The 26,531-nt window shown below is 65.4% G+C and carries 27 protein-coding genes; 12 read left to right on the top strand and 15 right to left on the bottom strand.

What is annotated here, in order from left to right; genetic code table 11:
* Positions 1-89: 89 nt before the first annotated feature.
* From ACWIBS_RS14915 to dprA, 4 genes are all read left to right on the top strand, one after another.
* Positions 90-1,112 carry a DUF4192 family protein gene (locus tag ACWIBS_RS14915; RefSeq protein WP_376127279.1) on the top strand — a complete coding sequence of 341 codons (1,023 nt, stop codon included), beginning with the start codon at positions 90-92 and terminating at the stop codon, positions 1,110-1,112.
* A gap of 26 nt (positions 1,113-1,138) precedes the next feature.
* Positions 1,139-1,825 carry an N-6 DNA methylase gene (locus ACWIBS_RS14910; protein WP_376127281.1) on the top strand — a complete coding sequence of 229 codons (687 nt, stop codon included), beginning with the start codon at positions 1,139-1,141 and terminating at the stop codon, positions 1,823-1,825.
* 96 nt (positions 1,826-1,921) lie between these two features.
* Positions 1,922-2,068 (top strand): hypothetical protein, encoded by a 147-nt coding sequence (locus ACWIBS_RS14905; protein ID WP_376127283.1) that lies wholly within the window; start codon positions 1,922-1,924, stop codon positions 2,066-2,068.
* Between the two features lie 67 nt (positions 2,069-2,135).
* Positions 2,136-3,077, top strand: coding sequence for a DNA-processing protein DprA (gene dprA, locus ACWIBS_RS14900; RefSeq protein ID WP_376127285.1), 942 nt, complete (start codon positions 2,136-2,138; stop codon positions 3,075-3,077).
* 33 nt (positions 3,078-3,110) lie between these two features.
* Here the strand turns inward: dprA and ACWIBS_RS14895 are convergent, their stop codons facing one another.
* Positions 3,111-4,388, bottom strand: coding sequence for a Y-family DNA polymerase (locus ACWIBS_RS14895; RefSeq protein WP_376127287.1), 1,278 nt, complete (start codon positions 4,386-4,388; stop codon positions 3,111-3,113).
* Positions 4,389-4,392: 4 nt separating this feature from the next.
* Positions 4,393-4,797 carry a LexA family protein gene (locus ACWIBS_RS14890; protein ID WP_376127467.1) on the bottom strand — a complete coding sequence of 135 codons (405 nt, stop codon included), beginning with the start codon at positions 4,795-4,797 and terminating at the stop codon, positions 4,393-4,395.
* 205 nt (positions 4,798-5,002) lie between these two features.
* Between ACWIBS_RS14890 and ACWIBS_RS14885 the strand changes: the two genes are divergently transcribed.
* Positions 5,003-6,787: an ATP-binding protein gene (locus tag ACWIBS_RS14885; protein ID WP_376127289.1), complete on the top strand. Its 1,785-nt coding sequence runs from the start codon at positions 5,003-5,005 to the stop codon at positions 6,785-6,787.
* On the top strand, positions 6,784-7,041 hold the full coding sequence (locus tag ACWIBS_RS14880) for a hypothetical protein (protein WP_376127291.1): 258 nt from the start codon (positions 6,784-6,786) through the stop codon (positions 7,039-7,041). The genes ACWIBS_RS14885 and ACWIBS_RS14880 overlap by 4 nt, the downstream gene beginning before the upstream one ends.
* Positions 7,042-7,065: 24 nt before the next feature.
* Here the strand turns inward: ACWIBS_RS14880 and ACWIBS_RS14875 are convergent, their stop codons facing one another.
* From ACWIBS_RS14875 to ACWIBS_RS14865, 3 genes are all read right to left on the bottom strand, one after another.
* Positions 7,066-7,593 (bottom strand): helix-turn-helix transcriptional regulator, encoded by a 528-nt coding sequence (locus ACWIBS_RS14875; RefSeq protein WP_376127293.1) that lies wholly within the window; start codon positions 7,591-7,593, stop codon positions 7,066-7,068.
* Between the two features lie 88 nt (positions 7,594-7,681).
* Positions 7,682-8,305, bottom strand: a complete 624-nt coding sequence (locus ACWIBS_RS14870) for a hypothetical protein (RefSeq protein WP_376127295.1) — start codon at positions 8,303-8,305, stop codon at positions 7,682-7,684.
* Positions 8,302-8,829, bottom strand: a complete 528-nt coding sequence (locus tag ACWIBS_RS14865) for a helix-turn-helix transcriptional regulator (protein ID WP_376127297.1) — start codon at positions 8,827-8,829, stop codon at positions 8,302-8,304. The genes ACWIBS_RS14870 and ACWIBS_RS14865 overlap by 4 nt, the downstream gene beginning before the upstream one ends.
* Before the next feature lie 149 nt (positions 8,830-8,978).
* Here ACWIBS_RS14865 and ACWIBS_RS14860 point away from each other — a divergent pair, with 149 nt between their 5' ends.
* The 6 genes from ACWIBS_RS14860 (at position 8,979) to ACWIBS_RS14835 (ending at position 13,467) form a co-directional block, all read left to right on the top strand.
* Entirely contained in the window at positions 8,979-9,206 is a 228-nt protein-coding gene (locus ACWIBS_RS14860; protein WP_071044816.1) for a hypothetical protein, read from the top strand.
* A 78-nt stretch (positions 9,207-9,284) separates the two neighbouring features.
* Positions 9,285-10,925, top strand: coding sequence for a hypothetical protein (locus tag ACWIBS_RS14855; RefSeq protein WP_376127299.1), 1,641 nt, complete (start codon positions 9,285-9,287; stop codon positions 10,923-10,925).
* A complete protein-coding gene (locus ACWIBS_RS14850; RefSeq protein ID WP_376127300.1) occupies positions 10,922-11,749 on the top strand; it encodes a hypothetical protein in 828 nt (275 codons plus the stop codon). Before ACWIBS_RS14855 ends, ACWIBS_RS14850 begins: the two co-directional genes overlap by 4 nt.
* A 13-nt stretch (positions 11,750-11,762) precedes the next feature.
* Positions 11,763-12,419, top strand: coding sequence for a ParA family protein (locus ACWIBS_RS14845; RefSeq protein ID WP_071044819.1), 657 nt, complete (start codon positions 11,763-11,765; stop codon positions 12,417-12,419).
* Positions 12,416-12,739 carry a hypothetical protein gene (locus ACWIBS_RS14840; protein ID WP_376127302.1) on the top strand — a complete coding sequence of 108 codons (324 nt, stop codon included), beginning with the start codon at positions 12,416-12,418 and terminating at the stop codon, positions 12,737-12,739. The genes ACWIBS_RS14845 and ACWIBS_RS14840 overlap by 4 nt, the downstream gene beginning before the upstream one ends.
* 212 nt (positions 12,740-12,951) lie before the next feature.
* A complete protein-coding gene (locus tag ACWIBS_RS14835; RefSeq protein ID WP_454137041.1) occupies positions 12,952-13,467 on the top strand; it encodes a protein-tyrosine phosphatase family protein in 516 nt (171 codons plus the stop codon).
* A 350-nt stretch (positions 13,468-13,817) separates the two neighbouring features.
* Here ACWIBS_RS14835 and ACWIBS_RS14830 read toward each other — a convergent pair whose 3' ends face one another.
* From ACWIBS_RS14830 to ACWIBS_RS14785, 10 genes are all read right to left on the bottom strand, one after another.
* Positions 13,818-14,546: an SOS response-associated peptidase gene (locus tag ACWIBS_RS14830; protein WP_376127304.1), complete on the bottom strand. Its 729-nt coding sequence runs from the start codon at positions 14,544-14,546 to the stop codon at positions 13,818-13,820.
* Positions 14,547-14,635: 89 nt separating this feature from the next.
* The gene (locus ACWIBS_RS14825; RefSeq protein ID WP_376127306.1) at positions 14,636-15,088 is read right to left on the bottom strand and encodes a ParB family protein; all 453 of its coding nucleotides are present in this window, start codon (positions 15,086-15,088) and stop codon (positions 14,636-14,638) included.
* Positions 15,085-16,083: a ParA family protein gene (locus ACWIBS_RS14820; RefSeq protein WP_376127308.1), complete on the bottom strand. Its 999-nt coding sequence runs from the start codon at positions 16,081-16,083 to the stop codon at positions 15,085-15,087. Before ACWIBS_RS14820 ends, ACWIBS_RS14825 begins: the two co-directional genes overlap by 4 nt.
* Positions 16,084-16,183: 100 nt before the next feature.
* A complete protein-coding gene (locus ACWIBS_RS14815) occupies positions 16,184-17,548 on the bottom strand; it encodes a hypothetical protein (RefSeq protein WP_376127310.1) in 1,365 nt (454 codons plus the stop codon).
* 409 nt (positions 17,549-17,957) lie between these two features.
* Complete coding sequence (locus ACWIBS_RS14810) at positions 17,958-18,188, bottom strand: type II toxin-antitoxin system RelB/DinJ family antitoxin (RefSeq protein ID WP_071044894.1); 231 nt, start codon at positions 18,186-18,188, stop codon at positions 17,958-17,960.
* A gap of 84 nt (positions 18,189-18,272) precedes the next feature.
* A complete protein-coding gene (locus tag ACWIBS_RS14805; protein ID WP_376127313.1) occupies positions 18,273-20,378 on the bottom strand; it encodes an FtsK/SpoIIIE domain-containing protein in 2,106 nt (701 codons plus the stop codon).
* Positions 20,378-20,662 (bottom strand): hypothetical protein, encoded by a 285-nt coding sequence (locus ACWIBS_RS14800; protein ID WP_376127315.1) that lies wholly within the window; start codon positions 20,660-20,662, stop codon positions 20,378-20,380. Before ACWIBS_RS14800 ends, ACWIBS_RS14805 begins: the two co-directional genes overlap by 1 nt.
* 78 nt (positions 20,663-20,740) lie before the next feature.
* Positions 20,741-22,021, bottom strand: a complete 1,281-nt coding sequence (locus ACWIBS_RS14795; protein WP_376127317.1) for a M23 family metallopeptidase — start codon at positions 22,019-22,021, stop codon at positions 20,741-20,743.
* The gene (locus ACWIBS_RS14790; protein ID WP_376127318.1) at positions 22,018-23,994 is read right to left on the bottom strand and encodes a hypothetical protein; all 1,977 of its coding nucleotides are present in this window, start codon (positions 23,992-23,994) and stop codon (positions 22,018-22,020) included. Before ACWIBS_RS14790 ends, ACWIBS_RS14795 begins: the two co-directional genes overlap by 4 nt.
* A complete protein-coding gene (locus ACWIBS_RS14785) occupies positions 23,991-26,528 on the bottom strand; it encodes an ATP-binding protein (protein ID WP_376127320.1) in 2,538 nt (845 codons plus the stop codon). The genes ACWIBS_RS14790 and ACWIBS_RS14785 overlap by 4 nt, the downstream gene beginning before the upstream one ends.
* Positions 26,529-26,531 lie beyond the last annotated feature (3 nt).

The following is a 26,531-nucleotide window of genomic DNA, read 5'->3' as shown; positions in this document are numbered from 1 at the left end:
ACCCCAACCAGCCGCCCATGGTCCCCAATGTCTGACCCCCCTCGTAGTCTGTAACTGTCAGAGATACAAACCCCAGGAAGGGACACACCATGACCACTCCACTCCCCACCCTCCACAAGGCCACTCAGCCCGGCGACTTCCTCGCTGCCGTGCCCCCGATGCTCGGCTACCAGCCAACTGACTCAGTCGTCGTTATCCCGTTCGACGGTCCCCGCACGATCGGCGCGATGCGCTTCGATCTGCCGAGCGTCGAGAACGCCGTGCACCTCGCGACCGTGGCCGCTGGCCTGGTCTGCAGGGTCGAGAACGCGACGGGCCTGGCGGTCATCGTCTACGGCGAGCGCGCCGAGGCCGAGGCGGTCGCTGAGGCGATCACCCAGACCGCCGACGAGTGCGGGCTGAGCATGATCGAGCGGTTCTACGTGACCGGCGCCGGGTGGGGCCTCATCGGCGACGATGCGGTGTCCCCGATGCCCGAGGTTCCCGAGCACCTGGCAGCGATGGTCACCGCAGCCGATCAGCACGCCGGGGCGGTTCTGCCGGAGGCCGACGAGGCTCTCGCACGGGAGGTCGCCGAGGCTCTCCCCGGTGACCTCGGCATCCGTCTGGCAATGCTGGACGTTGACCCGCTCGACCTGTTCGAGCAGTCGCTGTCGTGGGATGGATCGGACCTCAAGGCGCAGTCAGCCGCGACGATGATCACCCTGCTGAACCGGCCCTCGCTGCGCGACGTGGCCGTGGTGCAGTGGGCGCACGGTTTCGCAGCCGGTGAGAGCGCGCTGGACGCGCAGATCGCCTGGGAGAACGGCGTCGATTACCCGAAGCACCTGGCGATGGTCATGTGGGGCGAGGGACCGCGCCCCGACGCGGACCGCCTGTCCGCCGCTCTGACGGCGTGCCGCCACCTCGCCGCACTCGCACCCGAAAGTGAGCAGGTCGGCCCTCTGGCGGTCGCTGCGTGGCTCTCCTGGGCACTGGGGCGCTCGACTCACGCCGATGCCTACTCACTCCGCGCGCTGGCGATCGACCCCGAGCACGGCCTGTCGCAGATCGTCGGCACATTCGTCGCCGCCGGTCACCTCCCGGACTTCAGCTTTGCGGTTTCCCGCTGATCCTCGACGAGCCGAGAGGAGCAGCAATGATGACACCCATCGTGAGGACACTCAAAGCCAACGCCGGATCTCGCGACCTGCGCACGGTATTCACGGACTTCTGCGAGGCAAGCGCCATCGCCATCCGCAACCGCGTCGACTCTCACGGCTTCCGAGAGCGGGAGGAGTCGTACGAGCGCATCCGATCTCAGTACAGCGCCGCGCAGATGGACCGCTTCGCGGAAGCACTGGCCCTGGTGGCCATCGAGGTGACCCAGAACCCACGCGACGTGCTCGGGGAGACATACATGCAGCTCGGCATCGCTGACCGCGATCGCGGACAGTTCTTCACCCCGTACAACGTGGCGCAGCTCATCGCCGAAATGCAGCTCACTGGCACCTCCACTCGGGTCCCACCCCGGCCGTTTCTGACGATCTATGAGCCAGCCTGCGGGGCGGGAGCCATGGTCATCGCGATGACTCAAGCTCTCGCTCGTCGCGGTCTCGACTATCGCGAGAGCGTCCACGTCACCGCCGACGATCTCAGCCTCACTGCCGTCCACATGAGCTATCTCCAGTTGTCACTGCTGGACGTGCCGGCGTTGATCAATCGGCGCAACTCCCTCACTCTTGAGCACTTCGACACATGGGCCACACCAGCCCATGTCATCGGTGGATGGACAAGACGCCTTGCGTCACTCGAGCACTCCGCCGAACTCAGGACCGTCAGCTGACACCGGCCAAGTCGGGTCCGTCGCATCGTCGTCCATGGTCCATGTCTGAGGTGTGCGTTAGTATGTAACTGTCAGAGATACAAAGGAGCGCAAACCATGGCAACTGCGACCGCAACCGCAACCGACAGAGTCACCGACTACTACGCCGAGCGCCACGACATCCTCGTCGGTGCCGGTACCGGCCCCGTGTCCGACCTGTTCGACGGCATCCATGGCCGCGACTGGGCCGACCTGCGCAACTGACCCGGTGATGGCGGGGTGACCTCTCCCCCGCCACCACCTACCAACAATCCCACGACAGGAGATCCCCGTGAGCACCCCCACCAACGTCAACCTCGAGGCGCGAGCAGCCTGGTCCGTCCTCACCGAGCCCGGCGACACGGTCGCCGGCGGTCTCGTGGCGGCCATCGGATACGCCGAAGCTCTCACCGCGCTCGAGAACCCTGCGGCATGCATTACAGCGATCATGGACGCCGACGCCGCCTCAACCCAGGAGGAGGCTGCGACAGCCGTACAGCGATGGCTACCGCGGATGAACAGCCGCACGCTCGACTTCGCACTCCGGGAGGCACAGCGTCACGGCATTCAGATGCTCGACCCCGACGCTGTGCCCGGCGTCGCCGATCTCGGGATCCTCGCGCCCCATGTGCTCTGGGTTCGAGGTGACCTGGGCGCCGCGGTCACTCCCCTCAGCAGCAAGATCGCTCTCGTTGGCGCGCGCGCCGCAACCAACTACGGAGACCAGGTCACTCGAGAACTAACCACCGACCTCGTCGGGCGCGGGATCACCATCGTCAGCGGCGCCGCCTACGGCATCGACGCCACCGCCCACAGGGCAGCGCTCTGGAACGACGGCCACACGATCGCCTGGCTGGCCAATGGCGTCGACCGCGCCTACCCGGCCGGCAACAGAGACCTGATCGACCGGATTGCTACGCACGCCGGCTGTGCCGTCATCAGCGAGATCCCGCCCGGATCCGCTCCGACTCGACACCGCTTCCTCAGTCGCAATCGCCTCGTCGCCGCCACGGCCGCTGCCACGGTCGTCGTGGAAGCAGGCTGGCGCTCTGGATCCCTCACCACGGCCAACCACGCCGCGATCCTCGGCCGCGGCCTCGGAGCCGTGCCTGGCCCGATCAGCAGCCCAGCATCGTCCGGATGCCACCGCCTCATCCGAGAGTGCGAGGCGCAGATCGTCACCGGCCCCGACGATGCCTATGAACTGCTCAGGCCCACGCCGGTGCGCGGGTAGCGCGCCGCGGCACCGGCGACAGCGCCTACCCTCTCAGGCGCGCACGATCGCGAGCTCGTCCCAATGAGTCGTCGCACGACGGGTCAGCATCGCACGCTTCATCTGCCAACTGGGCCCGGGCCGAATGCCGGCATAGCCAAGCCCCACGACCTCCCGACCCGTCTTGCGCTGCACCCTGTCCAGGAGCTCAGCGATCCGTGACTCCTCGTGGGCGTGTCGGAACATGTCGAGAGTCTGGTGTTCGTCGGTTTTGCGTAGATCGGTGAGCATGATTCCGGCTTTCGCGTAGCGGATGCCCTCCTCGAGCTTCGGCAGGATGCTGTGTGCTGCTTTGGTGAGCTGCACTGGGTCTGCTGTCGGCGTGGGGAGCCGGGCGACCGTCTGCTGGAATGACGTGCTCTCCGCGTATGAGGAGGTGCTGGCGAATGCTGTGACAAGGTTGGCGACCTGACCATGGCGAACGAGTCGGGTCGCAGCGCGTTGCGCGTAGATCGAGAACACCTGGCGCATCTCGGCGACCGTGGTGATCTTCTCCCCGAACGAGCGAGACACGATCAGCTGCTGCTTCTTGCCGGTGTGGTCGGGTTCGGCCTCTATGCAGGGGATTCCACGCACCTCGAGCGCCGTTCGCATCGTCACCACGGACGTGTTCTTCCGAACCACGGTCGGATCGGCTGCAGCGAGGTCGGCGATCGTCTCGATGCCGATCGCGTTGAGGCGGCGCTCGAGGCGGGACGCGATGCCCCAGATCTCCGAGACAGGCAGCCGGCTCATCAGCGCGTGCCGGTCGGCGGGGTCGATGTCAGGCCAGACACAGACGCCGTCGAACGCCGACGCCTTCTTCGCCCACCTATTCGCAAGCTTGGCGAGGGTGCGATTGTTCGCGATCCCCACACACACCGGCACGCCGATCAGCCGCGCAAGGGTGCCTTTGATGTCCTGGGCCCAGGCTTGCATGGCTCCCGGATCCCGCTCGATGTGCGGCGGGACGACGAGGAACGCCTCATCGATGGAGTAGATGTCGAGATCTGCGGTGTACCGAGCCAGGAGCCGCATCACCCTCGAGCTCATTGACCCATAGAGCTCGTAGTTGGAGCTCACCGCGACGACACCGAGCCGTTCGGCCTGAGCTCGTACCTTGAACCACGCCTCACCGATCTGCATCCCGAGCGCTTTCGCGTCGGCGCTGGCAGCGACGATCGCGCCGTCGTTGTTGCTCAAGACGACGAGAGGGGTGGAAGCGAGATCTGGACGAAAGACCCGCTCCATGCTGGCGTAGCAGCTGTTGATATCAACATGCGCGAGGTGCACCGGCTCACCTGATCCAGAGCTTGTGCAAGCAGTAGGTGACCGTGCCCCAGATGGTCAGTTCTGAGAGTTCGGGGACGACAATGTCGGGATGCTCCGAGTTGTCTGCCTGGAGGACGACGCCGACTGGGGTGAGCCGGAGCCGTTTCACCGTGAGCTCCCCATCGAGCACGGCGACGACCACGTCGCCGTCGCGGGGAGTCTTGGACCGGTCGACCAACAGCTCGTCGCCGTTGCTGATGCCCGCGTTCATCATCGATTCGCCGGCAACGCGCACAATGAAGGTCGCCGCTTGATCGTCGATGAGCATCTCCGTGAGATCGATGTCTCCCTCGAAGTAGTCCTGCGCAGGCGACGGAAACCCTGCTGCGACAGCGACAGGGGCGACCCGAATGCCCGGGCGTACGGACATGGCACGCACGTCGATCGCGGCCGCGACTCGTACATCCACAGCGCGCATGAGGGACCTCCTAGAACATGTTGACGATTTCGAGTATGCGCGCGCGGGTAGACATTAGGAAGTTAGACCGAATCTGCGGAAGGTGCTAGCGCTCGCTCTATTGTGGCCGTATTGTGTAACTTAGTTACACAACTGACTTGCATACGGGAGGCCGATTATGAGTCGGACGGTTGCTGCTCAGATCCAGCTCGGCTCGAAGCTCTCGCTGCCGATAGATCTCGCGACGGAAGCCATCGCAGTGCTGGGGCGCCGTGGCAAAGGGAAGACGAATACCGCGGGTGTGATCGTCGAGGAACTGATCGGCCTGGGCGTTCCTGTGTGTGTCGTCGACACCGTCGGCGTGTGGTGGGGCCTGCGCTCCAGCAAGTCCGGCAAGGGACCGGGACTTCCTGTGGTCGTGTTCGGCGGATCTCATGCTGACGTGCCGCTCGAGGAAACCGCGGGCAAGGTGATCGCGGAGGTCATCGTCGAGCGCCGCATCCCCGCTGTGATCGACACATCACTGCTCAGTAAGGGCGCGGCTCGGCGGTTCCTGACGGATTTCGTGACGGAGGTCTACCACCGCAACCGGGATCCGCTTCATGTCGTTTTCGATGAGGCCGACGAGCTCGCGCCCCAGAATCCACGTGCGGAGGGCGCCCGACTCTTGGGCGCAATGGAGGATTTCGTGAGACGCGGCCGCGCACGCGGCTTGGGTGTGACGTTGGTCACACAACGGCCGGCTGTGCTCAACAAGGACGTGCTCACACAGATCGAAGTCCTCATCACCCACGGCCTCACCGGACCGCGCGACGTCGCCGCGATCGACGAGTGGGTGCGCCTGCATGCCGACCAGGCAGAGGCGTTGCGAGTGAAGTCGACACTTGCGAGCCTTCCCACCGGCACGGCATGGGTGTGGTCTCCCTCTTGGTTGGGCATCTTGCAGATGGTCGATGTCCGGGCACGGAAGACGTTCGATTCCTCGGCCACCCCGAAGGTCGGTGTCGCTACCGCTGTCCCGCAGGCCCGCGCCCCGATCGATCTGGACGAGCTCGGCTCCGTCATCCGCGCCACGATCGATAAGGCTGCGGCAGAGGATCCCCGCCGACTGCGAGCTCGCATCACAGAGCTGGAGCGGCAGCTCGCCTCACGGCCGGCCGCAGCGCCGGCGATCAGCCCGCCGATGGAAGTGCGCGTGGAGGTGCCCACCCTTACCTATGAGGACCGACGTCGCTTCGATCAGGCGACGGAGACTCTCACGCGCGTCGACGAGATGCTCGGCACGGTGCAGGGCGATGTCGCCGCGGCGTGGGCGCTGCTAAGCCAGATCGAAACCGCTGCCACTCCGTCACACACGAAGGTGCCACCGCCTTCAATCCCACGGACCGAGCATCCGCAGCCGGTAGCCCCTCTCGCCCCGCCAGCCCGGACGACGACCACTCAGGCGACTCGTGAGCCGTCGGCGACGGCTCACGAGCGCGGTTCGTTGGGTAAGGCGGAAAGGCTGATTCTGTCTGCCCTCGCCACCTACGGACCGAGAACGCACTCGCAGATCGCACATCTCACCGGCTACAGCGGCAAGGGAGGCGCGTTCGCCAACGCGCTCGGCCGCCTTCGCAGCACAGGCCGTATCGTCGGTGGCCGCGATCACATCTCGATCACCGAGCAGGGCATCGCCGATCTCGGCGACTTCGAGCCGCTGCCATCCGGGCAGGCCCTCGTGGACCACTGGCTTACCCGGCTGGCTAAAGCGGAGCGGGCCATCCTTTCCACGTTGCTCGAGGCATGGCCGAATGCACTGTCGAACGATGAGATTGCCGAGCGCACGGGATACGCCGTCGCGGGCGGAGGGTTTGCCAACGCACTCGGGCGGCTCCGCACCCTGGAACTGATCCGAGGCTCCCGGGCCGCGAACATCGCGTCAGACGAACTTGGCGCGGCAGCCCAAGGTGGTCCGTCATGACCAGCCCCGCTGAGGACTCACATGAGCTCATGACCGAATTGGAGCAGCTCGCGCAGCGACAGAGAGCCCTTCGCGAAGAGCTCGCGGAAGTTGTGGATGCTCGCACTCGCCTGATCTCCGAAGCGCGACGTCGCAACGTCGCCACATGGCGGCAACTCGCGTTGATGTTCGGCATGACTGAGCACGGCCTGATCAAAGCTGACGCGGCTGCGCGTATGCAGACTGCGGAGCAGGCAGACGAGCAAGATCAGTAGGGGCGGGCCGGTCAGCGTTATGGATCAGCGGCGCTTCTTGCTGCCTTTGCCTGTCGGCAGCTTCTCGCCCAGCAGCTGCTCAAGTGCGGGCACCTCTGCCGTGCGCCACCGCGCCTGACCTGACATCCGGGAGCGCAGCGGGCCGGCGCCGATCCCGACTGCCCGCGCGACTTCTGCCTTGCTGATGGAACGCTCTGACAAGAGCTTCTCCAGCCACTCGCTGACTCCACGGCTCGCGTCCTGGTCGAGGCGATCGGCAGCATTGCGAGGTGGCCGGCCCGTGATGCTGTCTCCACGGTTCTGCTGCTCGGCGATGTACGCCTCGATGTCCGCTCGCCGAAAGACCGCGCTGGCGCGCATGCCCTCGATCCGCATCGGAGTGGGGAACAGTGGCAGCCCAGTCTTGTTGCCCTCCTTCTCGATCCGACGCGATCTCGTCTGGTACACGCGGACGGTGTCGTGCTTGACGCCGATCATCTTGGCGGCTTGCTTGTAGGTGACGTACTCCGGGCGGACGACGTCCTCGAGCGCAATCGTCTGCGCTGAAACCATGCCGAGTCTCCGATCGATGCAGTAGAAGGTTTGTCAATGCAGGAGTGTACCAACCTTGCGTGACAGTGGTGCGCTTCTTCGCCGGCGTCTAATCGAGTTCGTCGATGGAGATCACGCGGCGCTGCGTGAGGCTGGGGCGGTACATCTGGATTCCGTACGGGACGGCCGGACCAATCATGAGCAATCCGGGCAGCTTGTGGGCATAGCGGTCGGCGAGCTTGGGTGCGGCCGCGGTGAGGCGGACGCCGACGTCGGCGCGATCGGCGGCGACCGACACGGTGGGGAGCAGTTGATCTTGTAATCGCTCCCCCGCGCCTGGCGCCTTTCGGCTGCGGTTGTGGCCGGCGATAGTCCAGTAATCGCCGTTGGAGGTCATCGTCAGGGTCGCGGTCCGGTCATCGAGCACGTAGACCCGTGTCTGCGTGCCCCGCCGTTGCCGGCGCAGGAGCCCCGCACACAGCGCAAGTACGGCCAGCAGGACGAGCGCGGCGATGATGAGGCCGCGGATGCCGTCCCGCCAGCCGATGTACCAGAGCGTTCCGAGAGGGATGAGGACGATCGCGAGGGAGAAGAGGCGCTGGCCGCTCGTGCTTCGCCGCGTGAAAATACGCTCCCAGAGGAGCGATCGGAAGACCCAACCGGCCTCACGGATTCTGTCGGGGCGGGTGGCGAGGTGGACGCCGGCAGGAGGGTCTGGCAGCGGTGCCGTCATTCGTCCTCTTCTCGTCGAGTGCGCCGCTCGGCGCGCAGCTGCTCGACCTGGAGGTTGGCGTCGCTGGTTTCTATCCCGAGCGTGGAGGCGATCCGTTCCCGCTCGTCTGCGGTCCAGGCCGTCCGGCCCCGCATTCGCTCGCCAAAGGTGACGTTGTTCAGCTGCAGCGTCTCGGCGAGCTGCTTGAGAGTGGTGATACCGGGCGCGCCGGCGCCGGCGGCTATGGCCTCGCGGATCCGGTCCGGGAAGGGTGCAGTCGGGCCGGTACGGCGCAGGGCGGTTCGTGGAGGCCGACCGGCCCGGCCTTGGGTGTCCGAGCGGGCACGGATGTATGCGTCGATCGCGTTCTCATCGAACAGGACGGTTCGCCCCTCGAAGCCGACGGGATCGGGAAACCGGGAGGGGCCCGGCGACTTGTCGCGATCGCTGCTGCGGTACACGTACACCGTGTTGAGGGAGACGCCCATCTTCTCGGCGATTTCCGCGCTGCTTATCCGGCGCCCGGCAGCGTTGGTGTCTTTCATTCGCGGGAGGCCCTCTTCTCGATCGAGCATGCGTGACTGCGCGCTTCCTTCATAAATGTAACGAGCCGTGGCGACAGGTTCCCACTGGAAGGGGCGACACTCCCCATCCGGTATCTGGTTTCGCATCCCTGTTCCGTAACATGGTTGTCATGGCGAACATCGATGACATCCGCCGGCAGATCTCTCAGGTCGGTGTAGAGATCTCCCGCACCGACGAACTGCTGGAGCGTCGTGGGCATCTGGTTGAGGAAGCGCGCGCAGCTGGCATGACCTATCGGGAAGTTGCCCAGCTGCTGGGTATGACCGAGACCGGGCTTCGGAAGACGCAGAAGGCGTTTCGCGCGCGCTCGTCTCATCTTGAGGCACGCGCATCCTGAGCTTCGGGACCCTCAGAAGCCGTCGCAGTTCGTGAAATATGCTTGCAAATTGCAATATTCTTTTACTAATATAAGCACATGGAGGTGACGGGCATGGAGGACTTCGACTACCGCCCGAAGCCTTGGGTACCGAAAGACGTTCCGACCATCTGGGTCGATCACACGTCCGGGCAGGGTGTGACGCAGGACGGCGTAGTTGTCCGGCCGGTTGTTGGCGATCGCCGGAAGAACCCGAACCTCACCGACTTGCTCGATACAGCCGCCAGCTACGGCGCCAATCGGATCATGCTGACGGGAAAGCGCCCCGAGCCCGAGCCGGGCATTCGCCACTGGCTGTACGTGCAGACGCCGCGGTGGAAGCCCGGTACTCACTGGATCAACAACGGGCCGCCTACGGGCAGGTTCGAGCACGAGACCACCGGCTTCAAGATCGAGATCCGCACGGCCGAAGAGTGGTTCGGTGAGATTCCTCTCACCCCTGCGCAGGCGCGGAGCGCGTGGGACACCACAGCCGCGATTCTCAAGGCCGCCGATGAACGCGCGCGGATGTTCAACTCCCCCGCTGCGACCGGAACGAACCTCTGGGCTCTGTCGCTGCCCAAGAACGTCAATCCCGTGCCGGTGTCCTCTGACATCGCCGAGGAGATCCACGCGACCAGTGGCCAGCACCATATCGAGCATCTCGTTGCCGGCCCGGACTTCTCGACCCACGAGGACTGCGTCCCGCTGGTTGATCCGGCCAAACAGAAGAAGATGGCCGAGTTCGCGTATGTCGACGGTCGCTTCATGTACGCCGCGCTCGGCCGCGAGCTCGGGTTGGGTCCAGCGCGTCGGCTGAATCGTGCGGCCGCGTATCAGCTGATGGATGAGGATCCGTACGCACGCGCGAGATTCAACGTGCGCTTCCAGGTGCCCTCGACGTGGAACCACGTCGGACTCCTCGGCGTCCGCCACCAGCGGGTGGAAGAGGGTTGGTACTACCCGAACCGTCCAGGGGCGCGTGGTGAGACGTGGGCGGATGCAGCCGAGATCCAGGTGGCGCGCGCAGCGGGGTGGGTGATTGACCCGCTCGAGGCTGTCGTCTTCCGCAAGGCGCGTCCGTTGGACACCTTCTTCGAACGGATCATGCGCGCCCGAGACCGGGTCAACGAGCACCCCGATATGCACCCTCTGCTGCGCAAGGCGGTGATGGCTGCGCTTCGAGCGATCGTGCTGCACAGTGTGGGCGCATTCGCGTCGTCGGGTCGCGATCAGACCCGTGTCGCGACAAACGCCCTCGATGTTCCTCCGCAGTTCCAAGCTCGCATGCAGCGGCAAGGAAAGCTGTTCGTCTACCACGTTCCCAGCGAACGCAACTCCCGGACGGAGTCCTTCTATCACCCGGAGCTCGCTGCTCAGGTGTGGGGGCGAGCTCGCGCTCGAGTACTCGACGGACCAAGCGCTCTCGGGCTCCACACCGCCGGGGCTCTCGCAGTCGATCCGTCCACACTGCTGGGCATCCAGGGTGACGCCATCTACACCAGCATGCTGCCGACCTGGTCACTGCCGGTCGCGAGCGGTGGCGGCGACGACGGCAAGCCTGGCCGCCTGCGTCTGCAGGGCTATCTGCGTGGGTCGTTCCTGACGCCGGAGCGACTGCAGCAGCGCCTGTCGTTGCGCGGCCGCGCAGAAAAAGCCGGCGTCGAGTCGGCGCTCGAGCACGAGGTGGTGATGTCGTGAGCGACAACAGCAATAGCGCCCGATCTGCGCAGGACTTGGTGCGCTTCCTCCGCGGGCGCGGGATCTCGACGGCGGAGATCGCGGCCGAGTTGCACCGCTCCCCCAGGATGGTGCGGAAGATCCTCAACGGCGAGACCAGCGGCGCGCTGTATCGATCGACTCTTGAGGAGCTGGCCAACACCGGTCGCACCTCCAGCGTTCCCCCTCGCCGGCGCCTGAAGTCGGGGGGTCTGGTTCCCGTCCGGGCCAAGGCGGGTGCAAAGCAGAAGACCGTGGTTCCTGAGGATCCAGGTGGCAAGTACACCTCCGCCCGCCAGGGTGGTGCCATGCAGGCGTCGACGACGTACATGGCCGAGGGTGGTCGGCAGGTCGAGCTCCGCCTCCCCAAGGGGAAGACTGCGAAGGGCCGCACGTCGGCCGACGCTGAACTCGTCCGCCAGATCCGGAACGCGGCCAAGGGCCAGGCCCGCGACAATCAGAAGAAGATCCGCGCGACCTTGACGTTCGCCAACGGGCGCGTCATGGAGGTCAACACGTACAACGCCTCGACGATGCTGCAGCGCGTCAACGAGGCCGGCGGCAGTGCACTGGAGTGGATGCGCGGTGAGTCCAAGAACAGGTACCTCAACCTCGACGTGTCCCGCGAACCCATCACAGGGGTCACCCTGACGGTGTTCGCCGACACGAAGACACCCGAGTACGAGGACTTCAAGGCTCAGGGCAGGCCGCGGCGATCGCGTGCACTGAACCCTGCCGAGATTCGGCGCCAAGAAGAAAAGGCACGCCTCGAGCAGGGGCGACGCCGCGGCGGCCGCAGGTCGTGACGAGGAGTAGACGATGACTGATAAGCAGACGCCACTAGAGAACCCCCTGAGGCTCACCGTCGGCAACCTCAAGGGCGGCGTGGCCCGGTCGACGACGTCGATCATGCTTGCCCTCGCTCTGGTTAAGCGCACCGGCCAGCGCGTGCTTCTGGTCGACGCGGATGCCGCGAACGGCACGAGCTTCGAGTGGTCCGAGTACGCCGGCGAGGTGTGGCCAGCCGAGGTCAACGTCGTGTACCTGCCGTCACAGATGCTCGGCAAGCGCGTCCGCGAGATGTGGCCCGAGGGGCACCTGATCATCGATACCGGCAATGACTCGACGACCCTGCGGCAGGCGCTCATGGTCACCGACCACCTGGTGATGCCGATCGGCGCCACCCCCTCGGAGGCCACGCGGCTCACCCCGACGCTGCAGGCCGCTGCCGAGGTCGCAAGCATCAAGCCGATACAGCTGTCCATACTCTTCACACGCACCAAGCCAAACACCATCAGCTTCCGTGAAGCGTGGGAGCAGCTCAAAGCGATGGAAGGCGATGTCGAGGGTCTCCACGTTCTCGATGTCAATGTGCCGTTCCAGCTGCTCTACTCTCAGGCGTTCGGCACCGTACCCACGAACCTCGGCGTCTACCCCGACGTGCTCGAGGAGATCCTGGCGGGAGGCGACCGATGACCCAGCCACAGAGGAAGCCCAAGACGGACTGGAGCGCAGCGTTCAGCAAGCCCGAGACGGCTTCGCGATCCCTCGAGCCGGTGACGGAAGTCGACGTCGAAGACGCCGAGCAGGATCTCGCCAAGCCGGCACCGCGTCGACGCGGGCCCTACAACGTGAAGAAGGTCGACAAGAAGCCGGCCACGTTCCGGCTGCCGCCCGATGTTCATGAGCTGATCGATCGCGCTCGCCAGGAGGCTGCCGACAACGGCATCCGGCTGACGAAGGACGACGCGGTGACTGCGGCGGTACGTCATCTCTACGGACGCAAGCGACGCTGAGTCAGATCGTCTTGAAGGCCACCGATACTTCATCGGTGGCCTCTTCTCTTTCCGTGAACGTCGCATCACATCGACCGGGAGCTCACGCGGAAGACTCCAGAACGCATGACATTTCGACTCGAAAAGTTGTTCGATGACACGCAGTTTGGCGAGTACTCGAGCTTCGGCTTGCCGGAATTCCGCGGTCCCTCGATCCGCCACCGGCACTCGTTATGCCAGACAACTTGTCAGTAGTCGACGAGCAGTGTGCGCAGCCCGCACGCAACCAAACGGCCGCCCGGCAGGATGGAAGCATGCATACGTGGGATCCGATGATGGCTGGGGTTGTCGAGCTTCCAAACGGTCGCACCGTGCGGGGTCGATCCCTGAGGGCAGGCCCACCGGTTGGCGATGAGGTGCCCGACTTCGGGATCTATCTGACCGCGAAGCCGCACGCTGAGGCTTGGGAATCCCGATGGGTTGCCTGGCCGGACTTCCGTGTGCCGCGAAGCGCGACCGATGCGGTTGCAGCGATCGAGGAGGCGTTGACCCGATCAGCCCGAATGAAGGTCGAAATCGCGTGCGGAGGTGGACGGGGACGAACAGGAACGGCTATCGCAATCCTCGCGCGCTACAGCGGTGTCCCCGCAGAGGAAGCCGTGGAATGGGTGCGCACGCACTATCGATCCGGCGCCGTGGAGACACCGTGGCAGAGGCGATTTGCGGGGCAAGTTGCGATCACACGCTGATCCAGCGGTTCTGATGACAGACGATGAGTCTCGCCGAGTCTCGCATTGACTAAGGAGGATCTATGATCACTCACCGCAAGGTTATGGCGCTACTGACAAAGTTCGTGGCCGTACTGACAGAGTTCTGACAATCGGACAAAAGTGCTTGCAAATTGCGTGTATTTTGCTTGCAGATTTCGCCGCCCGTGTTAGGCTGAGCCGCAGCGTTGACCCGCGCTATAGCGCGAGGGAGATGCGGAGGCTCAGACCAACAGGCCCTCTCCCCCAGTACACGGAACGCATTGAAGTGCGTCACGTTTCGGACGTTGAGGGCTGCTTGCATTTTTCAAGCACTTTTCGGTTGGCGCTGCTCAGCTCGGCTGATCGATCGGTTCGAGCAGCGTCGAGTCGTGCCGGTCGACGGTGCGGGCGTTGTTCATCCGAGGGTCGACAAGATGGGTGCGCATCGTTTCGGCGATCGCGCTCGAGCTGGCATCGAGTTCGTCGAGCAGCTCGAGGCGGTTCCTTTTCGATGCGGCGCTGTCGTTTTGAATGGTGAGCGAGGTGGGGTTGAGCCAGTCGTCGCGGAGGTCGTCGGAGATGAACGCCGGCATCCGGTCGTGGATCTCTCCGGATGCGTCTCGTGCCTCTCTGGTGATGACGACGAATACCCGCTGCCGCTCTCCTGCGATGTCGGTCGTCCAGGTCAGGCCGGCAGCGGCGAGGATCCCGTCGCCGGCGATCAGGTGCGGCTGCTTGCTTCCCTTCGGCCCCGTCCATTCGAAGTAGCCCGGCGCCATGGGAACGATGCAGCGGCTGTTGGAGAACGCGCCGACCCAGAACCCGGTAGGCAGCTTCTCGATCCTGGCGTTGATAATCGGCCCACCGCCGGGGCGGCTCGCGGGCTTGGGCCAATCCCATCGTGCGAGCGTGAGCTCGCGTTGAACGTCATCGTCAGCGAGACGTTCACGGATGATCGGAACGCTGGTCGTGGGCGCAATCGAGTAGGTGGGTCGCCAATCCTCGGGTTTGCCTCCGCTGACGACAAACTCCGTGATCAGCTCGTTGGTCTTCGACGACAGAGAGAAGCGGCCGCACATGAGCAGAGCGTAGCTCGCCCGTATCCCTGCAGCTCGAGGATGGCTCGGCTCCAGACCGTGGTGCGATACACGCACCCGACTGTGTGTATTCAGTCGCGCACGGGGCGGCCGCGTTGCAGTTTTCCCGCGGCCGCGAACTCGTTGCCGGAGTTGTGGAGCTGCTCTCGACGGATGGCCTCGTTCACGAGTGCCGTCTCTACGAAGGCGCTGAACGATTCGTCCCCTTCGAGGTGCGCGGTCGCTTTGTAGGCGGCGACGACCCGTGCCCGCTTGCCCGCGTCGATGTAGGTATTCACGCGTCCCTGAGCGCCCTGTGCGGGCGGGGCAGGCTTCCGTGGCTGCTGGGCCTTCGGTCGCACGTTTGGCGCCGTGGAGGCCTTCGTGGGCTGCTCCTTGGGCGTTTCCGGCGCGGGTGTCCCTGCGGATACTTCTTCCGGCGCGGGTGGCGTGGCTGTCTCGGCGTCGCGATTGGCGGCAAACATCCGCTTGGGATCGACCTTGCGAGGCGCGAGGCCCGTGATGCCCCGGGTGCTGTCGGTCATGAGTGGGCTCCTTCCAGCGTCGGCGTCTCTGCCATGATGATGCGGTCGTTGATCTCCTGTGCGATCGCCTGCAGGTCATCGGCAACGGATCCTGCCGTGGCGCTGGTGAGCTGCTTGTCCTTGAGTTCGCCGCTGCGGATCTTCCACCAGGCGATGCCAGCCTTGGCCTCGGCCTTTGCTCGCTCGTCGAGCTCGTGCGCGAGGAGCCCGGCGCGGCGTGCCTGGCTGGCGACCGCTTCGCTGTGGCGAACGGTTCGTCGGAACACGACCTCTCGGCCGATGCCGCCTTCGTCCCCGACTCCGAACATCGCGTCGAGCTCGGCGCGCGCGTCGCGCTCGGCGTTGCGGATCACGACTGTGCCGTCCTTGCGTCCGGTGGCGGTTCCCACATCGGTGAGGATCACTCCCAGCAAGTCGATCCCCCGGTTGACGTCGAGCACCTGGTCGATGCGCTCGGCCACTTTCGCGACGCCCTTGATGCTCGAGTTGTCGGTCTTGCTCGGCACAAGCACCCAGCGTGCTGCCGACAGGGCTGCCAGTTGAAGTACTCCGTCGCCGGGTGGGCAGTCGAGGAAGATGAAGTCGTAGCCGGAGGCCACGGGCTCGAGGATGCGAGCGAGTGCGAGCTTCGCTGCGGTCGGGTCGTTGCCCATCTTGGCGCTCAGTGCCGCGGTGACGTTCGCGAGGTGTCCCCCGCCGGCCCAGACGTCGAGGTTTTCTCGGACGCCGATGAGCGCGTCCACGCTGCCGCCGAACATCAACGCCTTGGCGAGTGACTCTCCCTGGTCGTTGCGGTCGTCGTCGGCGTAGCCGAGGTCGTCTTCGAGGTTGCCCTGCGGGTCGAGGTCGACCAGGAGTACTCGCGCGCCGGCGAGGGCGAAGTAGCCACCTATGTTTGCTGCGAGCGTCGTCTTACCGACACCGCCCTTGAGGCTCTCGATCGCCATCACTCTGCTGAGCTGGTCATGGTCGATCGTGGCTCGCGCGTTCACCATCGTGGATCCTCTCGCCGTTAGTAACGGGATTACCGTTTATTGCGTGTATCACGTCTTTCACGAATATAACGTGTATTCCGTCGTTGACGCAATACACGTCTTATCCGTTATTGGCGTTATTAGCGTCGTTGCCGTTTTTTCCGTCATTGCCCGATGACGCGAGGTGCCCCACGATGTCGCTCACTGCGGACGGCAGCGGCGCCCGGTGGGGGAACACGACGCGAACTCGAGCGGCGTCCTCAGCGCCGTCGACAAGGGCGACGACGAGTTCTTCGCCGTTGTCGCTGTCACGCCACCGCGCAGCCCCAGCTGCGACGTCGTGCTCTGGGTGCCATCCGTGCATGGTCAGGCACTTATCGAGAGCGGAGATCTCGCCCACCAGCTGCTGCGTTCGCACTGGCATGGCGTAGAGGGCCCGCTCGTGGCCGATGAGCGCCATCACGAGCGCCTTCGCAGCGGCTGCCCGCTGTGCTGCGCTTGCTGGCTGCCTCCTCAGGCTGTGACGGCGGAGCTGTTCGATGATCGCTTCACGAGCGCTTTGATCCTCCTCCAGCAGGCGCTGCCGCTCCCTTTCGGCTTGTCGTGCCGCCTCAAGGTCGGAGTGTCGCTTCGTGAGGCGATCTGCGTGCTCTCTGAGTTGCCGCTGCAGGCGTGTCTCGCCTCGAGTGAATGTCTGGAGCTTGGACAGCATCCAGGCGAAGTGCGCGAGACGGTCGCGCTTTTGCCCGTTCTCGAGCGGGAGGATTTTCGCGGCCGCCATCGCCTCGTCGAGCTCTGCGCGGAGCGTGGCGAGGGTGTACCTGTCGGGCGTGACGTCGTAGCGCTGCAGGATGTTGCTCAGCTGGCCGATGTGGCGGCCGCCGTGCAGTGCACCGGTGGCTGTGGGTGGTCCTCCGGCGTCCAGGCCGTAGTTGCGGGCGACGGCCCAGGTGAATCGCTGAACTTCGATAGGGCGAGGCGATGTCGCCGGGGGGACCCGGCGTGTACTTCTTCGTCTCGGCTTTGGCCGCGAAGCGGCCGTCTCGCGCGCTCCTGCGCGCGTTGGTGACCATTTTTGAACAGGAGATGTCTTAAGAACTGAACCTCTGCGAGGTAGGTGGCAAGTATCCACAGGGCTGGTGGGGCGAGGCATGACGAGAGCGCGCACCGATGCGGCAGCTTCCTGATATCTCCCGTGCAGCCTCTTGGCCTGGCTGCGCTCGGCGGGGGAGAGGTGCCGGCCCATGACGACCGTGACGGCGAGGCCGAGCTTCTCGAGCAGACGCCGAGCTTCGCCGACGGTGCGCTTGCTCATACCCAGGCGCTTCGCGACCGTCTCGTGCGAGGTGCTGACGCCGCGGCCGGTGCGCACGTCGGCCGCGGCCATGTCGGCGCGGGCGACGAGGATCGCACTCCCAACGGAGATCTTCTTTCCGCGGAGCTGCGCAGCCCGCTCAGAGCCCAGGACGCGCTCGACGAGCGCCATCCAGGCGCGTGCAGAAGTCCACGCCGGCAGTGCCGCATAGGCGCCGTCAGCAGGAGTTAGCGACCACGATCCCGAACGCTGCGAGCCAGACTGCGGCTTTCGATCGGATGAAAGGCCTGCTACTCCGGCATCCACAGGCGAAATCTGCTTGCATTTTTCTTGCAAACTGCTTGCAGATTTCGCGTGGCGAAGCTCGCTAATCCCAGCATTAACGGTTACGATGAGGCCACCTCCTCTACCTCCTCGGTAGGCGTGACAAGACCCCGGGTTGCTTCCCGGGTGACATACACAAGAGATCTGGCTGGCAGGCCTGAACTCTTGAGGACTAACTCGGACTGATTTGTTTGGCGACGCTCAGACCGAGACCATTGACACCAGGACCCCTCGCTTCGGCGGGGGGTCCGTCGTTTTATGCCGTATCGATAGGCAGCTCCCCATCCCGTGGAAGTTCGGGCATCCAAACGGGAATGCCCTGGTCCGTCAACTCGATGTGGGCCACGAGCTCGTCGACGAACTCGGAGGTCGAGATGCCCACTCGCGCTGCGATAGCGTCGGCGCGCACTTTCGTCTGACGCTCGATGCGCCAGCTGGGCTGGACCGGGTCGAGCAGCGCCCCACGTCGCCGCTGAATACGTGCCATGCGCGCCACTAAACCACATGTGCACACGCACATGGAAGACATTCGAGTGCGTGTCTACATCTCGGGACATGAAGAGCAGCACGATTATGCACCGGGGCTACGCACGGTGATGGCGCCGTCAGAGGGCAGCGAGAGCGTGCCTGGTTCGCCGGTTTCGAAGTCGCGGTAGGTGAAGGCGATGTATCCCTCGTCGAACTCGTCGTACTCGGCTGTTTCGACGAGTCCCCAGGTGTTGGTGTCGGGGTCGACGAGGGCGAGCATGCCTTCGCGGGCGAGCGTGCCGTCGTCGGTGAGGACTTCTTCCACGACGAGCTCGTCGGGCTGGGTGTAGCCGGCGAACAGTTCTTCGGCGTCGTCGAGCTCGGGCTCTGCTTCTTCACGCTGGATTCGGTCCAGCTCGGCGACACGGTTGTCGTCTTCGAGGCCGGTGATGAGTCCGCGCGCTTTGTGCTGAAGTTCGTCGATGCGGTCGGCTGTGACGATCCGAGCCGCCATGTAGTCGTTGTAATCGGGCACCCCGTCGGTGCCCGTGCCGTCGAGGTCGGCTTGGTCTTCCGGGTCGACGATCGCCATCAGCTGGTGGATGGTGTGCTTCGGTGTGATCTGCTGGACGAGTTTGAGGTCGTCGGGAAAGACCCAGTTCTCAGGGTGTTCGGGTTCGGTCTGGTAGGGGTCGGGCGTCCAGTAGGCCTGGATCTCGACGGGGGTGCCGTGGTCGTCGTAGGCGATGCCGCGGCCCTTGGCGTTCACGGGAACGGTGACGCCGGTCGAGTAGGAGTTCCACATCATCTGTGCGCCGTCGGGGGAGAGGCGTCCGAAGGATGCGCGGAAGCCGAAGTTGTCGCGCATGTCGCCGGTCAGGAACTCGGCGTCAGGGCGCTGGAGACCGAGCAGCGCGTGCATTCGCACCTTGCGGGCCAGGGACATGAAGTCGCTGATTTCCTCGAGCACGGGCGGCTGTGTGCCGGGGCCCTTGGGTTTGACGGTGCGGTACCAGCGGGTGACGGCGTTCTTGAAGGTCTTGAACTCGTCGATGGGGAACAGGACGGGGGTGAAGTCCTCGAGGCGCATCCGTCCGCTCTCGTAGTCCTCGAAGCGCTGCTGCATGGTGCGGAACACCTCGTGTGCGACGCGCGCCTGGTGGTCGATGCGTCCGGCGATGATCCGCACGTTCGGCCAGGAGCGCAGACCGAGCAGCTCGATGCGCTTGCCGTCGATGCCCCAGATCTCCCACCCCTGCGCGGCGAGAAACTGGATGATGCCCAGCATGGCGACCGTCTTGCCGGCGCCGGTCTTTCCCGTGATAAGGCCGTGCGGGTCACGCTTGGGACGCCAGTAGATCGTGTTGCCGTCCTCGTCGACGGCGAACGGGACTTTGAGGTCGTCGTAGCTGGCGAGCGGATCGACCGCGGCGGGGGCGCGGTTCGGGTTGAAGATCACGCCCGACATGTCGGGACGCACCTCGAGGCGGACGGTGTCGTTCTGCAGATCCCAGAATGCCCGCCAGCGGCCGTCGAGCACCGAGGAGATCTGCGACTCGATGCGGCCGCGCAGCGCGCTCGAGGACAGCCTCGGCGTCACTTCGTAGCGGACGGTGATCTCGCGCAGCTTGTCGTCCACGAACTTCGTTGACGCCTTGGCGTCCCCGCCGAAGGTCTTCGCGATCACGGTGTGCACACGCTCGATCTGCGCGTCCTTGCTGGTGTCGGCCTCTTCGGTGTTCAGCGCGAGTTGGAACCACCCTTTGCGGGGCTTGTGCTTGCCGAGCTTGTATCGAGAGTCGAAGGCGCGTTCAACGATGCGCTTGGTCTCTCCCAGAATCTCGGGGAAGGACTCGTCGGCGATGGGGTTGTAACGCACCAGGAGACGCGTGGGCTTGCCGAACCATCCACCACGCCACCGTGTAGCGGTCAGCTGTTCCCGTGCCGGAGCGGGCCATCCCAGGGTCCCGTAGAGGCGCATCAGGCACAGGTCCAGGGATTCCTGACGACGGGAAGAGCGAATGTGAGTGGCGATGACAGCCGCGGTGAGCGCGACCGTGATGATGCCGACGAGGATCAGGGTGAAGATGGGCAGTTCGAGGAGCATGCCGGCTCCGATTGCCAGCAGCATGCCGGTCAGGAGTGCGCCGACGGCGAGGATTGGCGGGTTGCTGCGGGGGAGTGCGGCGGTTGTGGCGCGGACGGACATCAGCGGGTCGCCTTTTCGTCGCGGCGTGCGTGGAGCCGTTTGATTCCGAGGGCGCCCAGGGTCAGCAGTGCGACGAGGAGACCTCCGAGGATGACGATCCTTGCCGTGTCGAGCCCGATTCCGTCTGCGATCGGGATGACGACGTTCTCGTCGACGAGGAGGTGGGCTTCGAGGAGCAGGGCGCGCACGTCGGGGAGGAAGGAGGCGAGCAGTCCGGGGCCCAGTAGGAGCGCAAGGATCGGCAGGGTGAGGATCAGCATGGTGCGGTCGTCGTCGGTGTTCATGAGTCCTCCTGCGTTGGTACGCGTTCACTCCATAAGGGGTTGGTTTGCGATGGTCGAGTCGACAAATCCGCGCTGCGGTTAGAGCCGTCGGCACCAGTCGGTGGGGCATACATCGACGCTCCACAGCTGCATGAACTGCTCGGGGTCGACGAAGTTCTGGTGCTCGGGGAGGGTCGCTGAGCGCATGCGTGTTTCGTTCTGGGAGAGGGTGAGCTTGGCGACTTCGGCGTTGGTGTTGTTGGCGACGTTGATGCGCAGGTCCAGGTGGCAGCCGCCGCTCGGGGGCACGTTGCCGACCTTCCCGATCTGCTGCCCTGCGGTCACTTGGTCTCCGACGTCGACGAGGCGGTCGGACTTGTACATGTGCAGGTAGGACACGACGAAGCCGTCGGGGTGCTTGACGGATAGCCACAGGGCGCTGGAGAGAACTACTTCGCCGGGGAGGATCGCGTAGACGGGCGCGCCGCAGTTGCCGGGCCAGTTCTGCAGGTCGAGCGCAGCGTGCCAGGTGGAGGCGCCGGGTACGTCGATGTCTCGGGGCCCGTAGCCGCTGGTCATTTGGTAGGGCTGGTCCAGGGGCAGCGCCATTTCGCCGATGATCGTGCCCGTGCCGCAGCCGGAGCTGATCCCACCGCCGAGCTGGGTGATCAGGAGCTCTGCGCCGGCTTCCCACTTGTCGTACGCGTCGGGGTAGGCGCTGATCTGCACGGTCTGGGCGGCGACGCCGGGTGTCATGGCTTCCCACCCGGGGATATCGAGCAGGCCGCGGGGTGAACCGCCGTTGGGGCCGTCCTTGCCGCCGAAGAAGGCGCGGATGGAATAGTCCAGGTTCATCCGCTCGGCGACGGTTCCCCAGCCGGCGCGCTGCTGGAAGGGGTTGAGGCTGTCGTGGTCGCTGCCGACGGCGTCGTGGTCGTAGTTGAGCGACTCGGGGACGGTGGAGTTCGCGTACATGCGCAGCACGGATTCCTGCAGCGCTGTCATCAGCGCGACTTTGATGCCCTGGTCGGAGACGCCCAGTTGCCGGCCGACGGTGATGATCGAGGTGGCGATCGTCAGCTGCTTACTCTGGAGGGTGACCGTGCTGTCTCCGCGGGGGATCTCCAACGTCTCCGGCGCCGCGGCGGGTGTGGAAGCGGTAGCTGCAGAGGCGACGGGTCTTGGGGCGGGCGGTGCGCCAGTGGGTGCTCCTGTCGGGGCTGGGCCAACGGCGCCGGCTGTGGAGGGGAGACATCCGGTTGAGCTGCCGGCTGCGGCCGCAGAAGAGGACAGCGCTCCCAGCGCGACGACGACGAAGCCTCCGGCGCCGATGACGAGCACGACGACGAGGGCTGCGGCGACGAGGAGCAGCTTCTTCATTGGCGGGTCAGTTCCTTCGGCCGGAAGGCTTCCAGCTGTCGACGGCGCTCGAGAGCGCGCGGTGACGCCTGCGCGGGAGTGGGCGGCAGCGAAGACACGTCGTGGACGATCGTCGGCATACGGCGAGCTGTCGCGACACCGTCCTTGTCGACCTGGATGCGGCTGGGCATTTCGGAGACGGTGACGACCTTGAGCTCGCCGACGTCGTTGCGCTGCGCTCGTTGCGCTGCTGCACGCGCGGCGCGACCGGCGAGACCTTTCCCTGCCTCGAGCGCAGCGGCTCCGGCGGCTCCAGCAACCCCACCGGCCGCGGCGCCCTTGGCGACGTTGACGACCGTGGTGCCCGCGCCGATCGCCTTGCGCACACCCGCGCTCCCGTGCGGGCGAGGGCCACCATCGGGAACCGTTGCGCCGGATCCGCTACTCCCGCGGCCGCCACCCGTTGTCAGCGATGCCTGTTGCGGCCGCGGCTGAGGTGCGTTGGGCACCTGGTGCAGCTGGATCGGGTCAGGTTCCGATAGCGCCGCGGGGGTGGGAGAGGCCTGCACCGACTTGGACCCATCACGCTTGAGAAGGTCATATGCGTTCTTGGCCATGCTGGTGACGGCACCCATCTTGAGTAGCGCGTTAGCGTCCCGCGGGCTGCCCTTCATCCCCAGCCCGAGCCGGCTCAGGGGCCCGGCCGCCATACGCCCGGCCTTGAGAGTCGCCTTCCGTGCCCGCCAAATGAGCACCACCATGATGATGAGCAGCAGCGAGAGGATGATCATCCGGAAGTTGTGGGGGATGCCACCGCTGGCAGTCATGATCCAGGTCGTCAACTTGAGGTACAGCGAAAGCAGGCAGGTCATCACCACCAGGCTGATCAGTCCCATGAACGTGTCGCTGATGGACCGCCACAACGGCTCCCGGTTGATCGGGAGAATCGCCAGGTAGACCAGGATCATCGACTTCACCGCGGCGACGAGGAAAAAGAAGACAGACACGAGCAGGAGTGCGGCGATCGCCAGAGCGAAGATCAGCAGGGTGGTGACGCCGCCGCTGTTGACGAACGCGAACATGATGTTCAGCGCCCCGGGGTTGTCCGACACCGACTTGGCGAAGTCGGGCAGGCAGTTGGAGAACGCCGCGTAGCTGCCGGAGACGAACCCGGTGATCGGGTCGGCCGTGGTCATCGCCGCGGTGTACGGCTCTTGGCAGTTGTCGGGCAGCACCATTCCGTAGGAGATCACCTGGTGCGGGACCCGGATGAACACGTCGACCAGCTGCGAGCTCACGGCGGCCGACATCGTGTCGACATCGACAGAGGTCTGGGTGTCGTCGACCACGATCGCCGCGGCCAGTGAACCACCCCACTCCTGCGCGTTCTCGAGCATGCCGCCGGTGGCGGTGAGGGTTGCCACCGGGTTGGCCAGCGCACCCACGGCGAGCACTGACATCACCAGGGCGATGACGAGCTCCCACACGCCGGCCGAGGTCTTCCCGAACAGAATCGCGGCGCCACCGGCGAGCGCGGCGATGGTGAGAGCGAATGGGATCCATCCGACGCCGGACAGCACGCTCTGCAGCCACACAGCGAGTGCGTTGAACGGGGTGGCCAGCCAGCCGACCCATTCGAAGGACAGCAGGAAGCTGAACAGCCAGATGATGGCGGTGGTGAGGTAGTACTGCACCATCCAGACCAGCTGCACGACGAAGTTGGCGATCACCTTCCAGGGGGTCCAGATGTCGCCGGCATTCACGTTGATCGTCGCGTACGCCTCGATGGGGACGCCGTGGGTGTCGGTGAATGTGGTTCCTTCGGGGAGGAGCCAGGAGGCGTGTGCTGCTTGGGAAGTGATGACGGTGAAGTACGTGATCAGCAGGAGGACGGCGAGCGTGCGTGCCTTCCACGGGTGGGTGTGCGCCCAGACCCGTGCCCGAAGCGCCCAGCTGCTGAGGGTGTGGAACGAGGTGGCGTAGAAGGTGATCACGGTGTCTCCGCTGCGAAGGATGGCGTGGACATGACTGCCTGACGGCGGTCGGGTCGAGCAGGGAGGGTCTTGCGGAACTTGCCGTAGCGGCCGCGGATGTCGCGCATCAGGCCCTCACCCCGTCGGCCTGTGGGGACTTGCCGGTCGGCGCCCATCGGGCTGAGGTTCTGAGTGACCTCACGGACGGTCTCGTTGGTGACGGGGAGGCCCAGCCATTCGATGGCGCGTCGGGCGAGCTTCTCGTCGGTCTGTCGCATCACGAACCGGGTCTTGATGAGACCGCGGGTCACCTCGTCGCCGAAGTCGGCGGGGTCGTGTGATCCGACGCCTGCGGCTGCGCCGTGCTTGCGGCCGTCGCGGAAGAAGGTCTGCAGCTCGGCTTCTCCATCGCGGCTGACGGTGATGTGGTGGGCTTCGTCGAAGATGGCGAGGGCCAGCCGGTAGATGTCCATGAAGCAGGCCTCGCGGGTCAGTTGGGTGAGGACCGCGTACATGGCGCGCCCGAACTTCTTCTCGAGCGGCAGCTGCTTGAACAGGTGTTCCTTCTCCACTTCCGCGCGGTCGGGCAGCGGCAGGCCGCGGGTGGTGAACACGATCGCGTCGGCGTTGAGGTCGAGGGCGGGGATGTTCTCGTCGAACAGGACCGTTCCGAACTCTTTGGTGGCGACGACGCGGATGAGGTGGAGCAGCTCGGTGGCGATGGTGTTGTCGGGGAGGGTTCCGAGGTGGGTCATGAGCGATCCGAGGCTCACGATCTTGTGCTCGGTCATGTACTCCGACTCCAGAAGGCGGGACAGTTCCACCCCGCGCGGTTCGACGGGGTCGACGTTGAGCATGAGCGCGAACAGAGACTGCACCATACGGGCGCCTTTGCGGGGTCCGAGGACGCGCAGCGGGTCAAGAGACCATTCCGGCTCGAGGATGTCCACGACTCGGACGATCTTGCCGCCGTCGGTGGAGTCGTCCTGGTCGTAGGCGAGGGAGCGTGCGAAGGTGGCATACTCACGGGCGTTGGTGCGGTCGATCGCGACGATGCGGCCGCCGCGGTCCAGGACGTCGCCGGCGATCGCCTTGAGCAGCACGCTCTTTCCGGCGCCGAGCTCGGCCACCACACCGAAGGATCCGCTCGAGTCGGCGCGGATGTTGCCGTGCAGATCGATGAGGATCGGGGTGTGCCGTCCGGTGGTGATGTTGTCGCCGAGGCGAATCCCGCGGTCATCGCCCAGCGAGCAGCTGACGATCGGAAGGCCGGACGCGAACTCCCTTCCGGTGGTGATCTGAGCCAGGTCGCGCACGAGCCGGGATGTCGGGGTGCCTGGTTGCATCGCCCACCACAGCTCCTCTTGGCCGCCGAGAGGGGTTTCCAGAAGGAAGTCGCTTGCCTTGTAGTCGGCCGCGACGTAGCGGGCGCGTGCTTGAGCAATCGCCGGCGTGGGGCCGCCGACGGAGAGGATGACGGTTCCTTCAACCTCGACCTCTTTGTCGGAGACGTTGAGGGATGCGTGATACGCCGCGAGCGTCTCGCCGATCTCGATGAGATCAGCTCCGCTTCCGGTGATCGCGTTGGTCCCCGACTGCTGCTGCACCTGGTCGATCAGCTGCTCCTCGGCGCGCTTGTTGCGACGCTTGACGGCCTCGGCCGAGGTCACGGTCAGGCGAATCGCCCAGTCGACGTCGATCTCGTACTGCTCGACACGGCTGATCCACTCGACCCCTGGCATCACCCAGCCGCCTTTGGGCCCGCCGACGACGGCTTGCATGACCTGATAGCTGGGTTCCTCGGAGTGAGGGCTCTGCACCTTGAGGTAGCGGCGGTTGAACGGCAGGAAACGCTTGAGTTCCGCGGGGGAGAGATCAGACTGGCCACCCTCGTCCAGCCAGGGGCGAGGCATTGCTGTGGGCAGCTGCGTAGCGGGCACCTCGTCGATCCCGGGTGCCTCGTCCGGCGCGGCGCCATCCAGAACGAGACCACGGTGCTGAGAGCGCAGCGCAATCCAGATCTGCTCGGCGATGGTGGCAGGGCGGGCCTGGAAGCCAGCAGGGATGCGGTGTGCGAGCTGGTCGGCCGCGGCCATGGCAGCGGCGACTTCGCTCTTGGTCGGTGCGGTGCGCGGCAGGGCGAGTTGTTCACGGAACTGGTTGAAACCGGCGCGCCATGTTGCGCGTGACCGGGTGCGCCAGTTGCCTGCCGCGAGTGGGATGGACAGCCAGTAGACACGCTCCCCAAGCGCGATCTCCTCGAGGGAGTCGAGAGTGAGGGCGCACTCCTCGGCCCAGGCAGGCGCGTCGCGAACGTCGACGCCGGCGAGCATCTTGTCGACGATGTCGACCGGGTCTGTCGCGGCGCAGAACCCGAGCAGGAGCGCTTCGCCCCGCAGCGACTGGAACAGCGCCTGATGCTGCGACAGCACAAGGCTGGCCATCTCGTCGGTGCCGAGACCGTGGGGGAGTCCCTGCAGGCGCCAGGTGGCCCAGATGACGCCGGTGCGTGTCCAGGTGAGGTTGCCGGCGAAGGCGGCGGCGGGGATCTGCATGAG

The sequence above is a fragment of the Microbacterium sp. NPDC055442 genome, assembly GCF_053644215.1.
Note: the sequence above shows the minus strand (reverse complement) of the source record. Positions and strands in the feature narration are given on the sequence as shown.

Excerpts from the sequence above, each read along its gene's own strand:
- ACWIBS_RS14800 (WP_376127315.1), bottom strand. The coding sequence starts at position 20,662 with ATGAACACCGACGACGACCGCACCATGCTGATCCTCACCCTGCCGATC.
- ACWIBS_RS14845 (WP_071044819.1), top strand. The coding sequence starts at position 11,763 with ATGACTGATAAGCAGACGCCACTAGAGAACCCCCTGAGGCTCACCGTC.
- ACWIBS_RS14835 (WP_454137041.1), top strand. The coding sequence starts at position 12,952 with ATGCCAGACAACTTGTCAGTAGTCGACGAGCAGTGTGCGCAGCCCGCA.
- ACWIBS_RS14905 (WP_376127283.1), top strand. The coding sequence starts at position 1,922 with ATGGCAACTGCGACCGCAACCGCAACCGACAGAGTCACCGACTACTAC.
- ACWIBS_RS14875 (WP_376127293.1), bottom strand. The coding sequence starts at position 7,593 with ATGGTTTCAGCGCAGACGATTGCGCTCGAGGACGTCGTCCGCCCGGAG.
- ACWIBS_RS14815 (WP_376127310.1), bottom strand. The coding sequence starts at position 17,548 with ATGGCGCTCGTCGAGCGCGTCCTGGGCTCTGAGCGGGCTGCGCAGCTC.
- ACWIBS_RS14785 (WP_376127320.1), bottom strand. The coding sequence starts at position 26,528 with ATGCAGATCCCCGCCGCCGCCTTCGCCGGCAACCTCACCTGGACACGC.
- ACWIBS_RS14820 (WP_376127308.1), bottom strand. The coding sequence starts at position 16,083 with ATGGTGAACGCGCGAGCCACGATCGACCATGACCAGCTCAGCAGAGTG.
- ACWIBS_RS14885 (WP_376127289.1), top strand. The coding sequence starts at position 5,003 with ATGAGTCGGACGGTTGCTGCTCAGATCCAGCTCGGCTCGAAGCTCTCG.
- ACWIBS_RS14810 (WP_071044894.1), bottom strand. The coding sequence starts at position 18,188 with ATGGCACGTATTCAGCGGCGACGTGGGGCGCTGCTCGACCCGGTCCAG.
- ACWIBS_RS14915 (WP_376127279.1), top strand. The coding sequence starts at position 90 with ATGACCACTCCACTCCCCACCCTCCACAAGGCCACTCAGCCCGGCGAC.
- ACWIBS_RS14830 (WP_376127304.1), bottom strand. The coding sequence starts at position 14,546 with ATGTGCGGCCGCTTCTCTCTGTCGTCGAAGACCAACGAGCTGATCACG.
- ACWIBS_RS14825 (WP_376127306.1), bottom strand. The coding sequence starts at position 15,088 with ATGACCGACAGCACCCGGGGCATCACGGGCCTCGCGCCTCGCAAGGTC.
- ACWIBS_RS14795 (WP_376127317.1), bottom strand. The coding sequence starts at position 22,021 with ATGAAGAAGCTGCTCCTCGTCGCCGCAGCCCTCGTCGTCGTGCTCGTC.
- ACWIBS_RS14860 (WP_071044816.1), top strand. The coding sequence starts at position 8,979 with ATGGCGAACATCGATGACATCCGCCGGCAGATCTCTCAGGTCGGTGTA.
- ACWIBS_RS14880 (WP_376127291.1), top strand. The coding sequence starts at position 6,784 with ATGACCAGCCCCGCTGAGGACTCACATGAGCTCATGACCGAATTGGAG.
- ACWIBS_RS14870 (WP_376127295.1), bottom strand. The coding sequence starts at position 8,305 with ATGACGGCACCGCTGCCAGACCCTCCTGCCGGCGTCCACCTCGCCACC.
- ACWIBS_RS14805 (WP_376127313.1), bottom strand. The coding sequence starts at position 20,378 with ATGTCCGTCCGCGCCACAACCGCCGCACTCCCCCGCAGCAACCCGCCA.
- ACWIBS_RS14855 (WP_376127299.1), top strand. The coding sequence starts at position 9,285 with ATGGAGGTGACGGGCATGGAGGACTTCGACTACCGCCCGAAGCCTTGG.
- ACWIBS_RS14890 (WP_376127467.1), bottom strand. The coding sequence starts at position 4,797 with ATGTCCGTACGCCCGGGCATTCGGGTCGCCCCTGTCGCTGTCGCAGCA.
- ACWIBS_RS14865 (WP_376127297.1), bottom strand. The coding sequence starts at position 8,829 with ATGAAAGACACCAACGCTGCCGGGCGCCGGATAAGCAGCGCGGAAATC.
- ACWIBS_RS14910 (WP_376127281.1), top strand. The coding sequence starts at position 1,139 with ATGATGACACCCATCGTGAGGACACTCAAAGCCAACGCCGGATCTCGC.
- ACWIBS_RS14840 (WP_376127302.1), top strand. The coding sequence starts at position 12,416 with ATGACCCAGCCACAGAGGAAGCCCAAGACGGACTGGAGCGCAGCGTTC.